Genomic DNA, 12948 nt, shown 5'->3' with positions numbered 1-12948 from the left:
CCGGGGCTGCGCTACGGGCTGACCGGGTCGCTCGGCCCCGTCGCCGGCGCCGTGCCCAGGTCGTCCGCGTCACCGGTGCCGTGGTCGCGCACGAGGTCGGCGACGGCCGCCTCGGCCGGCCAGTCCCCGGCCACCAGCTCGAGCACCTGCCCGGCGGTGCGGGGTTCCTCGAGCAGGTGCGCGAGCACGAGTGCGACGTCGTCGCGGGGCACCTGGCCGCGGGGGACGTCCGGCTGCAGCCGGACCCGGTCCGCCCCGGCGTCGTCGGTGAGCCCGCCGGGACGCAGGACGGTCCAGTCCAGGTCGCGCCGGCGCAGGTCCTCCTCGGCGGCGGTCTTGGCGCGCAGGTAGGCGGCGAACGTCTCGTCGGTCCCCGCGGGCGGCTCCGCCCCCGCGCCCATCGAGGACACCAGCACGTACCGGCGCGCCCCGACGCTCTCGGCGGCGTCGGCGAGCAGCGCCGCGCCGGCCCGGTCGACGCTGTCCTTGCGGGCCGCGCCGCTGGCCGGCCCCGCGCCCGCGGCGAAGACGACGGCGTCGGCGCCGGTCAGGTGGCCGGCGAGCTCCGCAGCGGTCGCGGACTCCAGGTCGCAGACGGCGGGCCTCGCGCCCGTCGCCCGGACGTCGTCGACGTGGTCGGGGTTGCGCACGACGGAGATCACGTCGTGCCCACGGTCGGTGAGGATGCGGGCGAGGCGCAGGGCGATCTGGCCGTGCCCGCCGGCGATGGCGATGATCATGACGGCCACGTTAGGCGGGCGCCGCGGCGACCGCGCGGGGGAGTCGTCGCCGGCGTGGACGGGCGTCCGGCGCACCACCGCCCGTGTGATGCAATGGAGCACATGTCCGGTCCGTGCACGTCCCCGTCGCCGCTCGCGCCCCGTGCGCGGCGGATGGGCTGCATGACCGAGCGCTCCAGCTGTCGCAGCTGAGCGCGCCCCGGCCGCTGACGCGGCCCCTGCGGCCCCGTGCCGCCCACCCCACCCGGCACCGCTGCCGCCCGTCTGCCGCGTCCCCCGTCGGGCCGTGCGCGGGCGGCCGTCCCGAGGAGTCCCATGCCCCCCGCTCACATCGAGCTCGCCGCGCTGCGCAAGGTGTACCCGGCCCGTGGCGGCGACGTCGTCGCGCTCGACGGCATCGACCTCGCCGTGGCACGCGGCGCCATCCACGGCATCGTCGGACGGTCCGGCGCCGGCAAGTCGACGCTCATCCGGTGCCTGACGGTGCTCGAGCGGCCGACGTCCGGCACGGTGACGGTCGACGGCGAGGTGCTCTCCGACCTGTCCGAGGCGCGGTTGCGCAGCGCCCGCCGCCGCATCGGGATGGTGTTCCAGCACGTCAACCTGCTCGACTCGCGCACGATCGCGGCCAACGTGGCCTACCCGCTCGAGGTCGCCGGGATGCCGCGGGAGCGGCGCGCCGCGCGCGTCGCCGAGCTGCTCGAGCTCGTCGGGCTGGCCGGTCGCGGCGACGCCTACCCCGCGCAGCTGTCCGGCGGGCAGAAGCAGCGGGTCGGCATCGCCCGGGCGCTCGCCACGGAGCCCGCCGTGCTGCTGTGCGACGAGCCGACCTCGGCGCTGGACTCGGCCACCACCCGGCAGATCCTCGGCCTCATCCGCGACCTGCGGGACCGGCTCGGCATCACGGTGCTGATCATCACGCACGAGATGGCGGTGGTCCGCGAGATCTGCGACTCCGTGTCGCTGCTCGAGCACGGGCGGGTCGTGGAGACCGGCCCGGTCGGGGACGTCGTCGCGGTGTACGGCTCCCGGCTGGCGCGCGAGCTCATCCCCGTCCCGGAGCTGCCGCTGGACGACGCCCGGTCCCTGGTCGAGGTCGCCTACACCACCGACGACGTCGCCACGCAGGACGTGCTGGGCGCGGTCGCCGCCCTGGGTGACGGCGTGGAGATCGCCGCCGGCACGATCGAGACCCTCGCCGGTCGCCGGGTCGGCAGGCTCCAGCTGGACGTCCCGGCCGGTGACGTCGACGCCGCACTGACCCGGCTGCGCGCCGCCGGCGTGCACGCGGAGGTGACCCGATGACCTGGTGGGACGACGTGCTGGCCGACCCCGTGATCCGCGAGAAGGTGCCGCAGGCGACCCTGGAGACCCTGCAGATGGTCGGCGTCGCCTCGCTGCTGACCCTGGTGCTCGGACTGCCCCTCGGCGTGCTGCTGCACACCACCTCCGCCGGCGGGCTGACACCCCAGCGCGCCGTCAGCGCGGTCACCGGGTTCGTGGTCAACATCGGCCGCTCGCTGCCGTTCGTCATCCTCATGATCGCGGTGCTGCCGTTCACCCGGTGGGTCGTGGGCACCACCCTCGGCTGGCAGGCCGCCGTGGTGCCGCTGACGCTCGGAGCGGTGCCGTTCTTCGCCCGGCTGGTCGAGTCGGCGTTGCGCGAGGTGAGCCCCGGCAAGGTCGAGGCGGCCCGCGTGATGGGGTCCACCCGGCGCAAGATCCTGGGCTCCGTGCTGGTGCGCGAGGCGCTGCCGGCGATCGTCGCCGCCGCGACCGTCACCGTGATCGCGCTGGTGTCCTTCTCCGCGATGGCCGGCGTGATCGGCGGCGGTGGGCTCGGCGCGCTGGCCATCTCCTACGGCTACCAGCGGTTCAACACCCCGGTGATGATCGCCTGCGTCGTGCTGATCCTCGTCGTCGTGCAGGCGGTGCAGATCGTCGGCGACGCCCTCACCCGCCGGCTCGACCACCGCTGACCCACCACCGCCACCCGCCCCCGCCGACCGCCACTGCCGATGCACCACCGACCACCGGCCCGCACCCGGGCACCACACCATGCACGCCCCCGGACGTGGGGGCCGTACGGAAGGACGTACCCATGACCAACCGGACCCACGCGCGGACCCCGCGCCTGGCGCACGCCGCCGTCGTCGCCGCCGCAGCGCTCACCCTCGGCGCGTGCGGCGGCTCGGACGCCGGCGCGGACGGCGCCACCGAGGCCGCCGGCACCACGGTCGACGGCGTCACCACCCTCACGGTCGGCGCGAGCCCGACCCCGCACGCCGAGATCCTGGAGTTCGTGGACGCCGAGCTGGCCGCCGACGCCGGGCTCGACCTGGAGATCGAGACGTTCGACGACTACGTGCTGCCGAACACCGCCCTGGCCGAGGGCGACCTCGACGCCAACTACTTCCAGCACCTGCCCTACTTCGAGGCGCAGGTCGCCGACCAGGGCTACGACTTCGCGCACTTCGACGGCGTGCACATCGAGCCGTACGCGCTGTACTCCGCCGACCTGACGTCGATCGACGACCTGCCCGACGGCGCCACCATCGGCATCACCAACGACCCGGGCAACCAGGCCCGCGCCCTGGACCTGCTGGTCGCGAACGACCTGCTCACCCTCGAGGACACCGGCGACGAGCTGGCGACGCTGCTCGACATCGCCGAGAACCCCCACGGCCTGGAGTTCATCGAGACCGCCCCCGAGCAGCTCGTGCGGGCGCTGGAGGACGTGGACGCCGCGGTCATCAACGGCAACTACGCGCTCGAGGCGGGGCTCAACCCGGCCACGGACTCGCTGCTGCTGGAGTCCGGCGAGGCCAACCCGTACGCGAACTTCCTCGCGGTGCGCTCCGAGGACGCCGAGGACCCGTCGATCGTGGCGCTGGACGACCTGCTGCACTCCCCGGAGGTCAAGGCGTTCATCGAGGACCGGTGGCCGGCCGGTGAGGTCCTGCCCGCCTTCTGACGGGTCGGCGCCGGTCGTCGGGCCCGTCGTCGTGCCCGCGAGGGCGCCGGCGGCGGGCCCGCCCCGGGGACGGGCGGTGCCCGGTCAGACGATGCCGTAGAGGCGGTCGCCCGCGTCGCCGAGCCCCGGGACGATGTACGCCTTCTCGTCGAGCCGCTCGTCGACGGCGGCGACGACGACCTTGACGTCCACCCGGTCCCCGACCGCCTTCTCGAGCACCTTCAGGCCCTCGGGCGCGGCCAGCAGGCACACGGCGGTGACGTCCCGGGCGCCGCGGGCGAACAGGTAGTCGATGGCCGCCACCAGCGTGCCGCCGGTCGCGAGCATCGGGTCCAGCAGGAAGCACTGGCGCCCGGACAGGTCCTCCGGCAGGCGGTTGGCGTAGGTGATGGCCTCCAGCGTCGTCTCGTCGCGCTGCATCCCGAGGAACCCGACCTCGGCCGTCGGCAGCAGCCGCGTCATGCCGTCCAGCATGCCGAGCCCCGCGCGCAGGATCGGCACGACGAGCGGCCTCGGGGCGGCGATCTTCGTGCCGACGGTCTCGGTGACCGGGGTGACGATGGGATGCGGCTCGGTGCGGACCTCGCGCGTCGCCTCGTAGGCGAGCAGGGTGACCAGCTCGTCGACGAGCAGTCGGAACGTGGGCGAGGCGGTGTCGCGGTTCCGCAGGACGGTGAGCTTGTGGGCGACGAGCGGGTGGTCCGCGACGTGCAGGCGCATGTCGCCAACCTACCGTCCACCCTGCCGGCGACCGAGCGGCGCCGTCGTCGTGCCGGACGGCGCCGCTGGATCGGGCGGTGGGACCGCACGTGGTCCGGCGGGGGTCAGCCCAGGCGCAGCATGACCTTGCTGCTGCCCGTGCTGCGGTCGGCTGCGACGCGCAGCGCCTCCTCGGCCTCGCCGATGTCGAACACGTGGGTCATCAGTGGATCGACCACGAGGCCCGCGGCGATCGCCGCGATCGCGTCGTCGATCTCGCCGGCGAACCTGTAGGAGCCGATCCACGTGAGCTCGCGCGTGACGAGGTCGCCGAGCACGGCCGACACGGCGGTGCCGGGCAGGTTGCCCACCTGGATCACCGTCCCGCCCTTCGCCGTGGCTCGCAGCACCGCGCCGAGCGCCGCCGGCGCGCCGGAGGCCTCGACGACGAGCTCGACGTCGTCCGGCAGCGGCTGGCTGGACACATCCACGGTGCTGTCCGCCCCCATCGCCTCGGCGATCTCGAGCGACGTGGCGGCGACGTCGGCCGCGATGACGGTCCCGGCCCCGGCGAACTTGGCCGCGGCCACCACGAGCGCCCCGATCGGACCCGCACCGTTCACGAGCACCGTCCGCCCGGTCAGGTCCCCGGCGCGCCCGACGGCGTGCATCGCCACCGCGAGCGGCTCGGCGAGCGCGCCGCGCTGCGTGCTGACGCCGTCCGGCAGCCGGCGGACCTGGTGCGCCGCCACCGCCCGGCGCCCGCTGAAGGCGCCGTCGGTGTGCGGGGAGAACGCGGCCGAGCCGAAGTACCGCACGTGCGGGTACAGGTTCGTGCGGCCCGCGAGCCGGTCCGGCATGGTGCCGTCGCCCACCAGCAGGGCCGGCTGGAAGGTGACCGGGTCGCCGACCTGCAGGTCGGCGACGCTGTCGCCGAGCTCGACGACCCGGCCGGCCGCCTCGTGCCCGAGCACCATGGGGCTGCGCAGCTCGGCCGTGCCGGATCGACCGTGCCGCCAGTAGGCGAGGTCGGAGCCGCAGATGCCGCCCCACTCCATCGCCACGACGACCTCGCCGGGGGCGGGCGTCGGGTCGGGGACCTCGTCGACCCGCACGTCGCCGGCCCCGTGGACGACGACCGCTCTCATGCCGCGTCCTCCAGACGCACGAGGTCGCGGCCCCGGACCTCGGGGGACACGTACGCCGAGACCAGCGTGATCAGCGAGTACACGACGAGCATCGCGGCGATGGGCCACCACGACCCGGTCGCGGCGGTCAGGGCCGCGGCGACGACGGGGCCGATGGCGGTGGCGAGGATGCCACCGATCTCCTTGGCGAGCGCGAGCTGGGTGAACCGGGTGCGGGCCCCGAAGAGCTCGGCCATCGTGACGCTCTCGAGGGAGAACAGGCCCAGGACGGCGAGGTTGTGCAGCAGGATCATCGACACCGTCAGCGCGACCGTGCTGCCCTGCTGGATCAGGTTGATCAGCGGGAAGGCGAGGACCGCGGACACGGCGGTGAGCGCCATGTAGACGGGACGACGGCCGAACCGGTCGCCGAGGGCGCCGACGATCGGCACGGTGGCGAACCCGACGACGGAGCTGTACAGGATCGCGCTCGTGGCGACGCTGCGGTCCAGCAGGAGCGTCGTGGCGAGGTACCCGACCAGGAACGTCTGGATGAGGCCCGAGTTGCCGGCCTGGCCGAAGCGCAGGCCGAGGGCGATGAAGAACGCCTTGCCCTTGCGCTGCTTGAGGGCGGCCTCCAGCACGCTCGTCTCGTGCGCGTCCGCCGCGGCCTGCTCGAGCTCGGCGCGGCTCAGCGCGACGCCGTCCGCGGTCACGTCGGCGCGGTTCTCGAAGACCGGGCTCTCCTTGAGGTGCCGACGCACCCAGATCGCGAAGATCATCAGCACGAAGCTGAACAGGAACGGCAGGCGCCAGCCCCAGGAGAGCAGCTGCTCCTCGGTCAAGACGGCGAGCAGCAGCGCCCACAGACCGGTGGCCGCGAGTGTGCCGGTGTTCGTGCCCAGGCTGACCAGCGACGCGATGATCCCGCGGCGGGGCGCCGGGGCGTACTCGGCGAGCATCGTGGTGGCCCCGGCGATCTCGGCACCGGCGCCGAAGCCCTGGACGAGGCGGAGCGCGACCAGCAGGGCGGGGGCGGCGAGGCCGATCTGCGCGTAGGTCGGCAGGACGCCGATGAGGGTCGTCGACGCGCCCATCAGCGCGATGGTGATGAACAGGACCCTCTTGCGACCGATCCGATCGCCCATCCGGCCGAAGTAGATCGCCCCGACGAGGCGGGCGACGTAGCCGACGCCGTAGGTCCCCATGGCGGCGATCAGCCCGACCGCAGGGTCGACCTCGGGGAAGAAGATCTCGTTGAAGACGATGGCAGCGGCCAGCGAGTACAGCTGGAAGTCCATGAACTCCATGGCCGTGCCGAGCCAGCCGGAGACGGCAGCCCTCTTCAGGTCGCCTGTGGTGCGCTCCGCCACGTGCGGCGGCGGGACCGCCGTGCTCTCCTGGGTCATCGTGTGCTCCTTTGCGCCGCGCGGGCGCGGCCGATGCTGGGTGGCCTCACCCGCGAGGGCGGTGAGGGTCGACGTCGGGGTCGGGTGCGCCCCGGTGTCCGGTCGGGCCGGTGTGGACGTGCCCGGGCCGGGCCGTCGGGTAGACGGGTGCGGGGCCGGGCCGTCGGTATGGGCGGGTGCGGTGGCGTGCCGGCCGGGTGGGCCGGCGTGCCGTCACCAGTCGTGCAGGGAACCGTCGAGCCGACGGGCCACGGGCAGGTACCGGGGGTCGTAGGGGAAGCGCTCCGCGGCCGCGTCGTCGTACTCGACGCCGAGGCCGGGCTCCTCACTCGGGTGCAGCATCCCGTTCTCGAAGCGCACGCCGCTGCGGAACACCTCCATCGTCTCCGGGGCGTGCTCCATGTACTCCTGGATGCCGAAGTTCGGCACCACCAGGTCCAGGTGGACCGCCGCGGACTGCGTCACCGGCGACAGGTCCGTGGCGCCGTGGGAGCCGGTCCGTACGCCGTACAGGGCCGCCAGGTCGAAGATGCGACGCAGGTGCGTGATGCCGCCGGCGTGCACCACCGTGGTGCGGACGTAGTCGATGAGCTGCTCGGTGATGAGGTGCTGGACGTCCCAGATGCTGTTCAGCACCTCGCCCACCGCGATCGGCGTGGTCGTGTGGCTGCGGATCAGACGGAACGACTCCTGGTTCTCGGCCGGGGTGGGGTCCTCCATCCAGAACAGCTGGACGTCCTCCACGCGCTTGCCGAAGCGGGCGGCCTCGATGGGCGTCAGCCGGTGGTGGACGTCGTGCAGGAGGTGGAAGTCGAAGCCCAGCCGGTCGCGGACCGCCTCGAGGTAGGTGGGCGCGAACCGCAGGTAGGCCTCGGTCGACCACGGCTGCTCGTCCGGCAGCGACGTCGCGGCGGGCTCGTAGATGAGGCCCTTGCGCACGCCGTAGGTGCCGCCGACCTCGGGCACGGCGGCCTGCGCGCGGACCGCCTGGTACCCCAGGTCGCGGAACCGGGCGACGTCGTCGACGAGGGAGGCGGTGTCGGTGCCGCTCGCATGGCAGTAGACCAGCACGCCCTCGCGGGACCGGCCGCCGAGCAGCTGGAAGACCGGCAGGCCGGCGACCTTGCCCTTGACGTCCCACAGTGCGGTGTCGACCGCCGCGATGGCGGTCATCGTCACCGGCCCGCGGCGCCAGTACGCGCCGCGGTACAGGTACTGCCACATGTCCTCGATGCGGGCCGGGTCCTTGCCGATGAGAAGCGGCACCACGTGGTCCCGCAGGTAGCTCGCGACGGCGAGCTCGCGGCCGTTCAGGGTGGCGTCCCCGAGGCCGGTCACGCCGTCGGAGGTGGTCAGGCGCAGCGTGACGAAGTTGCGGCCGGGGCCCGCGACGAGCACCTCGGCCCGTTCGATCGTGGTCATGGCGTCCAGTTCCTGTGCGGCCGCATCGGCGCGGCGGGCATGGGTGCCGCGCGATCGGCGGCTGCAGTACGGCGCTTGTATGTAAGCGCATGTGTGTTCGCTACGTCAACCAGCTCGGCGGCCGGGGCCTGTTCACTACAGTGGTCTCCGTGCCGACCCTGCCCGCCCGGACCAGCCGCCGAGCCGTCTACGACGAGCTGCGACGGCGCGTGGTGACCCTGCAGCTGCCACCCGGGGCAGCGCTGTCGGAGAACGAGCTCGCCGCCGAGCTCGGGATCTCCCGCACGCCGGTGCGCGAGAGCCTGATCCTGCTGTCGCAGGAGGGTCTGGTGCAGGTCTTCCCGAAGGTCGGCTCGTTCGTCTCGCGCGTGGACCCCGACCGCGTCGCGGACGCGCAGTTCCTGCGCGAAGCCGTCGAGCTCGCCTCGCTCGACGACGTGCCGGCCGACCCGGCCCCGGACCTGGTCGCCGAGCTGCGGGCCAACCTCGCTGCCCAGGAGGCGGTGGACCAGGACGCGGACGCGTTCTTCCCGCTCGACGAGGAGTTCCACCACGGGCTGCTCCGGCTGGCCGGGCACGAGCGGACGTGGCCGACCGTCGTCGCAGCCAAGGGCCACCTCGACCGGGCGCGGCGCCTCGGACTGACCGAGAACGCCTCGATGTCGGTGTTCCGCGACCAGCACGAAGCCGTCCTGGACGCCCTGCTGCGGGGCGACCGGGCGGCGGCCCGCACGTTGATGCGAACCCACCTGCGTGCGGTGTTCGCCGACATCGAGCGGGTCCGCCGGCGCTCACCGGAGCTGTTCGCGTCCAACGCCGGATCCGTCCCCACCCGGCGCAGCGTCGCGGTCTGGGACTGACGCGTGCCCGGCACCCCCGATGACGCCCGCTGGATGACCGACGCCCTCGACGAGGCCCGCGCGGCGCTGGCGACCGGTGACGTGCCGGTGGGCGCGGTCGTCGTCGGGCCGGGCGGCGACGTGGTCGGCCGGGGACGCAACCGCCGGGAGGCGAGCGCCGACCCCACCGCGCACGCCGAGGTGCTCGCGCTGCGTGCGGCCTCGGTCACGCTGGGGCGCTGGCGGCTCGACGACTGCACGCTCGTGGTGACCCTCGAGCCGTGCCTGATGTGCGCGGGCGCGACCGTCCTGGCGCGGGTGCCGCGGCTCGTGCTCGGCGCCTGGGATCCCAAGGCGGGTGCGTGCGGCTCGCAGTGGGACGTGGTGCGGGACCGTCGGCTCAACCACCGGGTCCAGGTCGTCGGCGGTGTGCGGGAGGCCGAGTGCGGCGAGGTGCTGCGCGGGTTCTTCGCCGGGCACCGCTGAGCCGGTCCGACCCGGTGCGCCCCGGTCGACGACGACGGGCGCGGCTCAGGCGGGTGTCGGGAGCGTCTGGGCGAGGGTGACCAGCGTCGGTGACGTCCCGGCGTCCACCCGGACCGTCGCGAGGGGGTCGCCGCGGGTCTGGCCGCGGTTGATGATGACGACCGGCCTGCCCGCCTTGGCGGCGTGCCGGACGAACCGCAGGCCGGACATCACGGTCAACGACGAACCGGCGACGAGCAGCGCGCCGGCGTCGTCCACCATGGCGTAGGCCCGCGCCACCCGGTCCTTGGGCACGTTCTCGCCGAAGTAGACGATGTCCGGTTTGAGCATCCCGCCGCAGCGCTCGCACGGGGCGACGACGAAGTCCGCGGTGGACTCGATGACGGCGTCGGCGTCGGGGGCGATCTCGACGTCCGCGACCGAGCCGACCGACTCCGCGAAGCCGGGGTTGAGCGCCTCGAGGCGGTGCGCGAGCTCGGCGCGGGGGGTGTCCGCCCCGCACTGCAGGCAGACCACGCGATCGAAGCGGCCGTGCAGGTCGATGACGCGGCGCGACCCGGCGTCGCCGTGCAGCCCGTCCACGTTCTGTGTGATCAGGCCGCCGACCACGCCCCGGGCCTCCATCGCCGCCAGCGCCCGGTGCCCGGCGTTCGGCTGCGCCCGGCGCACGTGCGTCCACCCGACGTGGTTGCGCGCCCAGTAGTGCCGGCGGAACGCGGGGTCACCGACGAACTGGCCGTACGTCATGGGGTTGCGCGGTGGGGACCCGGGGCCGCGGTAGTCCGGGATGCCGGAGTCGGTCGAGACGCCCGCGCCGGTCAGCACCGCCAGCCGGTGCCCGGCCAGGACCTCGACGGCCCGGTCGAGGGCGTCGAGCAGGGTCACCGGCTCAGTCACCGCTCGAGTGTAGGCAGGCGCCCGCGACGGTGCAGATGCCGGGTGGCGTCCGCGTACGGCATGCTCATCATGACCAGGCCCGACGGGCAGGCGGTGGACGACGGGCAGGTGGGATGGGCGAGCGCACGGGGACGCACCTCGCCGCCGTGTCACCGGGCGACGGTGACGTCGACCTGCTGGCGACCATCCTGCAGTCGTTCGCCACGGTGGGCACGGACTCGCTGACCGTGCTGCGGCCGGTGAACGGCGACGACGGCACCCCGGTGGACTTCGTGGTGATCGCCGACACCGGGCTGACGGCCCAGCTCGCGGGGCGTCCGAGCCTGGGTCGGACCCTGCGCGAGCTCATGCCGCGCGCGTTCGCCGACCGGCTGGTGGGGCTCAACCAGCAGGTGCTGGTGACCGGTGCCCTCAGCCACGAGGACTTCCTGCTCCGGACCGACACGGACGGCAGCCCGGTGGGGGTGGCGACGACGCCGGAGGCGGCGTCGGGCGTGGCCGACGTGCTGCGCATCCCCGTGGCGGGCCACGTCGTCGTGCTCACCCGTGACGTGACGCAGGCCCGGGCCGCGCAGCGCGAGCTGCTCGCCGCCAACACCCGCTTCGAACGGCTCCTCGAGCACGCCAGCGACACGATCGTGGTGACCACGGCGGACCGGCTGATCACCTACGCGAGCCCCTCCCTCGCCGCCGTCCTCGGCGTGGACCCGCAGACGCTGCTGGGCACGCGGTTCGGCAACTTCTTCAGCGACCGGGCGGGCGTCACCGTCGGCGACGACCTGTTCGACCGGGTCCTGCGGGCGCCGGCCGGGGGCACCGCGCGCGCGGAGGCCGAGGTGCGCAACGGGGCCGGTCAGGTGCGGCGGGTCGCGTACGTGGCCACGAACCGGCTCGACGACCCGGTCGTGGGCGGCGTCATCATCAACGCGCTCGACGTCACCGAGCAGTTCGAGGCGCAGCGCCGGCTGCGGGCGCTGGCGCTGTCCGACGCGCTCACCGGGCTGCCGAACCGCCGCTGGTTCACCCGGGCCCTCGACCGGGCGCTGGAGGCCGGCCGCCGGTCCGGACGGCAGCTGGCCCTGCTGCTGCTCGACGTCGACGACTTCAAGATGCTCAACGACAGCCTCGGGCACTCCGCGGGGGACCGGCTGCTCGTGGAGATGTCGCGTCGCATGGCGTCCGTGCTGCACCCCGGGGAGTCGATCGCCCGGCTGGGGGGTGACGAGTTCGTCGTGCTGGCGCAGGACCTGGCCACGTCCGACGACGCGGTCACGGTCGCCGAGCGGATCGCCGGGGCGGCCGGGACCCGCTACGACATCGGCTCGCTGGCCGCGCACGTCACGGTGTCCCTCGGGGCGGTCACCAGCGAGGGTCGCCCCGCGGACGCCGGCCCGGCCGACGGCGTCGACCTCGGCGCGCCGCTCGGGGCCGAGCGCGACGACGACGTCGACGAGCGGCCGAGCCCCGCTGCGGAGTCCCTGCTGGCGGACGCGGACGCCGCCCTGTACGAGGCCAAGCGCCGGGGTCGCAACCGGGTGCACATGTTCGACCCCGAGCTGCGCGAGCGGGTCCTGCGCCGCGTCCACCTGCAGAGCGACCTGCACCGGGCGCTCGACGCGGACGAGCTGGTCGTCCACTGGCAGCCCATCGTGCGGACCTCCGACCGTCGACACGTGGCGGCCGAGGCGCTGGTGCGCTGGCGGCACCCGACCCGCGGGCTGCTCGCCGCGGCCGACTTCCTGCCCGGCGCGGTCGGCGTCGGGCTGGTCCCGGCGCTGTGCACCCGGGCGGTCGACCTGGCCCTCGCTCAAGCCGCCCGCTGGGAGGAGCCCGGAGGGGTGCCGGAGGTCTTCATCAACCTCGCGCCGATCCAGCTGAGCCGGCCCGCGCTCGCCGACGAGCTCGCCGAGCGGGTCGAGCGGTACGGCGTCGCGCCGCACCGGATCCAGTTCGAGGTGGCCGAGGACGTGCTGGGCGCCGACGTGTGCCGGCTCGCGGAGCAGCTGACCCGGATGCGCGAGCACGGGTTCCGGATCGCACTGGACGACTTCGGGGCGGGCAACACCGCGCTGACCTGGTTGCGGCGGCTGCCGGTCGACACGTTGAAGCTCGACCGGGACTTCACGTCCACGCTGCACGAGCCCGCGACCCGCACGATCGTCCGCTCGATCCTGCGGCTGGCCACGGACCTGGGGGTGCGCACGGTCGCCGAGGGCATCGAGACGCCCGAGCAGCTCGACTTCTTCACCGACGCCGGCTGCGATTACACCCAGGGGTATCTGCACGGCTACCCCAGCCCACCCGACCAGGTGTGGCCGCCGGCGCACGCGACCGTGCGCTGAGCGGCCGGGGCCG

12 protein-coding genes are annotated in these 12948 nt (G+C 74.2%); 6 read left to right on the top strand and 6 right to left on the bottom strand.

Features of this window, described 5'->3' with window-relative positions:
- Positions 1-11: 11 nt before the first annotated feature.
- On the bottom strand, positions 12-740 hold the full coding sequence (locus tag Q0840_RS01165; protein ID WP_298455082.1) for an NAD(P)H-binding protein: 729 nt from the start codon (positions 738-740) through the stop codon (positions 12-14).
- A gap of 315 nt (positions 741-1055) precedes the next feature.
- On the opposite strand from Q0840_RS01165, the gene Q0840_RS01160 reads away from it, so the two are divergent.
- From Q0840_RS01160 to Q0840_RS01150, 3 genes are all read left to right on the top strand, one after another.
- Positions 1056-2045, top strand: coding sequence for a methionine ABC transporter ATP-binding protein (locus tag Q0840_RS01160; RefSeq protein ID WP_298455081.1), 990 nt, complete (start codon positions 1056-1058; stop codon positions 2043-2045).
- On the top strand, positions 2042-2719 hold the full coding sequence (locus tag Q0840_RS01155) for a methionine ABC transporter permease (RefSeq protein ID WP_298455079.1): 678 nt from the start codon (positions 2042-2044) through the stop codon (positions 2717-2719). The genes Q0840_RS01160 and Q0840_RS01155 overlap by 4 nt, the downstream gene beginning before the upstream one ends.
- Positions 2720-2841: 122 nt before the next feature.
- Entirely contained in the window at positions 2842-3714 is an 873-nt protein-coding gene (locus Q0840_RS01150) for a MetQ/NlpA family ABC transporter substrate-binding protein (RefSeq protein ID WP_298455077.1), read from the top strand.
- Between the two features lie 84 nt (positions 3715-3798).
- On the opposite strand, the gene upp is transcribed toward Q0840_RS01150, so the two are convergent.
- The 4 genes from upp to manD form a co-directional block, all read right to left on the bottom strand.
- Complete coding sequence (upp, locus tag Q0840_RS01145; protein ID WP_298455075.1) at positions 3799-4434, bottom strand: uracil phosphoribosyltransferase; 636 nt, start codon at positions 4432-4434, stop codon at positions 3799-3801.
- Positions 4435-4538: 104 nt separating this feature from the next.
- Entirely contained in the window at positions 4539-5561 is a 1023-nt protein-coding gene (locus Q0840_RS01140) for an L-idonate 5-dehydrogenase (RefSeq protein WP_298455073.1), read from the bottom strand.
- Positions 5558-6949 carry an MFS transporter gene (locus tag Q0840_RS01135; RefSeq protein WP_298455071.1) on the bottom strand — a complete coding sequence of 464 codons (1392 nt, stop codon included), beginning with the start codon at positions 6947-6949 and terminating at the stop codon, positions 5558-5560. The genes Q0840_RS01140 and Q0840_RS01135 overlap by 4 nt, the downstream gene beginning before the upstream one ends.
- A 213-nt stretch (positions 6950-7162) precedes the next feature.
- Positions 7163-8371, bottom strand: coding sequence for a D-mannonate dehydratase ManD (manD, locus tag Q0840_RS01130; protein ID WP_298455068.1), 1209 nt, complete (start codon positions 8369-8371; stop codon positions 7163-7165).
- Between the two features lie 89 nt (positions 8372-8460).
- On the opposite strand from manD, the gene Q0840_RS01125 reads away from it, so the two are divergent.
- Positions 8461-9231: a GntR family transcriptional regulator gene (locus tag Q0840_RS01125; RefSeq protein WP_298455067.1), complete on the top strand. Its 771-nt coding sequence runs from the start codon at positions 8461-8463 to the stop codon at positions 9229-9231.
- A gap of 3 nt (positions 9232-9234) precedes the next feature.
- Positions 9235-9696, top strand: coding sequence for a nucleoside deaminase (locus Q0840_RS01120; RefSeq protein WP_298455066.1), 462 nt, complete (start codon positions 9235-9237; stop codon positions 9694-9696).
- A 45-nt stretch (positions 9697-9741) separates the two neighbouring features.
- Here Q0840_RS01120 and Q0840_RS01115 read toward each other — a convergent pair whose 3' ends face one another.
- Complete coding sequence (locus Q0840_RS01115) at positions 9742-10593, bottom strand: NAD-dependent protein deacetylase (protein WP_298455064.1); 852 nt, start codon at positions 10591-10593, stop codon at positions 9742-9744.
- A 113-nt stretch (positions 10594-10706) separates the two neighbouring features.
- Here Q0840_RS01115 and Q0840_RS01110 point away from each other — a divergent pair, with 113 nt between their 5' ends.
- Positions 10707-12935: a bifunctional diguanylate cyclase/phosphodiesterase gene (locus Q0840_RS01110; protein WP_298455061.1), complete on the top strand. Its 2229-nt coding sequence runs from the start codon at positions 10707-10709 to the stop codon at positions 12933-12935.
- The last annotated feature ends 13 nt before the right edge of the window (positions 12936-12948 follow it).

Origin of the sequence: uncultured Cellulomonas sp. (assembly GCF_947494015.1) — a bacterium.
Taxonomy (GTDB): Bacteria; Actinomycetota; Actinomycetes; order Actinomycetales; family Cellulomonadaceae; genus Pengzhenrongella.
This window is presented reverse-complemented; position numbering and strand designations above follow the sequence as displayed.

What these genes read in the sequence shown, in the direction of transcription:
- Q0840_RS01165 (WP_298455082.1), bottom strand. Translation starts at nt 740, where the DNA reads ATGATCATCGCCATCGCCGGCGGGCACGGCCAGATCGCCCTGCGCCTC.
- Q0840_RS01160 (WP_298455081.1), top strand. Translation starts at nt 1,056, where the DNA reads ATGCCCCCCGCTCACATCGAGCTCGCCGCGCTGCGCAAGGTGTACCCG.
- Q0840_RS01155 (WP_298455079.1), top strand. Translation starts at nt 2,042, where the DNA reads ATGACCTGGTGGGACGACGTGCTGGCCGACCCCGTGATCCGCGAGAAG.
- Q0840_RS01150 (WP_298455077.1), top strand. Translation starts at nt 2,842, where the DNA reads ATGACCAACCGGACCCACGCGCGGACCCCGCGCCTGGCGCACGCCGCC.
- upp (WP_298455075.1), bottom strand. Translation starts at nt 4,434, where the DNA reads ATGCGCCTGCACGTCGCGGACCACCCGCTCGTCGCCCACAAGCTCACC.
- Q0840_RS01140 (WP_298455073.1), bottom strand. Translation starts at nt 5,561, where the DNA reads ATGAGAGCGGTCGTCGTCCACGGGGCCGGCGACGTGCGGGTCGACGAG.
- Q0840_RS01135 (WP_298455071.1), bottom strand. Translation starts at nt 6,949, where the DNA reads ATGACCCAGGAGAGCACGGCGGTCCCGCCGCCGCACGTGGCGGAGCGC.
- manD (WP_298455068.1), bottom strand. Translation starts at nt 8,371, where the DNA reads ATGACCACGATCGAACGGGCCGAGGTGCTCGTCGCGGGCCCCGGCCGC.
- Q0840_RS01125 (WP_298455067.1), top strand. Translation starts at nt 8,461, where the DNA reads ATGTGTGTTCGCTACGTCAACCAGCTCGGCGGCCGGGGCCTGTTCACT.
- Q0840_RS01110 (WP_298455061.1), top strand. Translation starts at nt 10,707, where the DNA reads ATGGGCGAGCGCACGGGGACGCACCTCGCCGCCGTGTCACCGGGCGAC.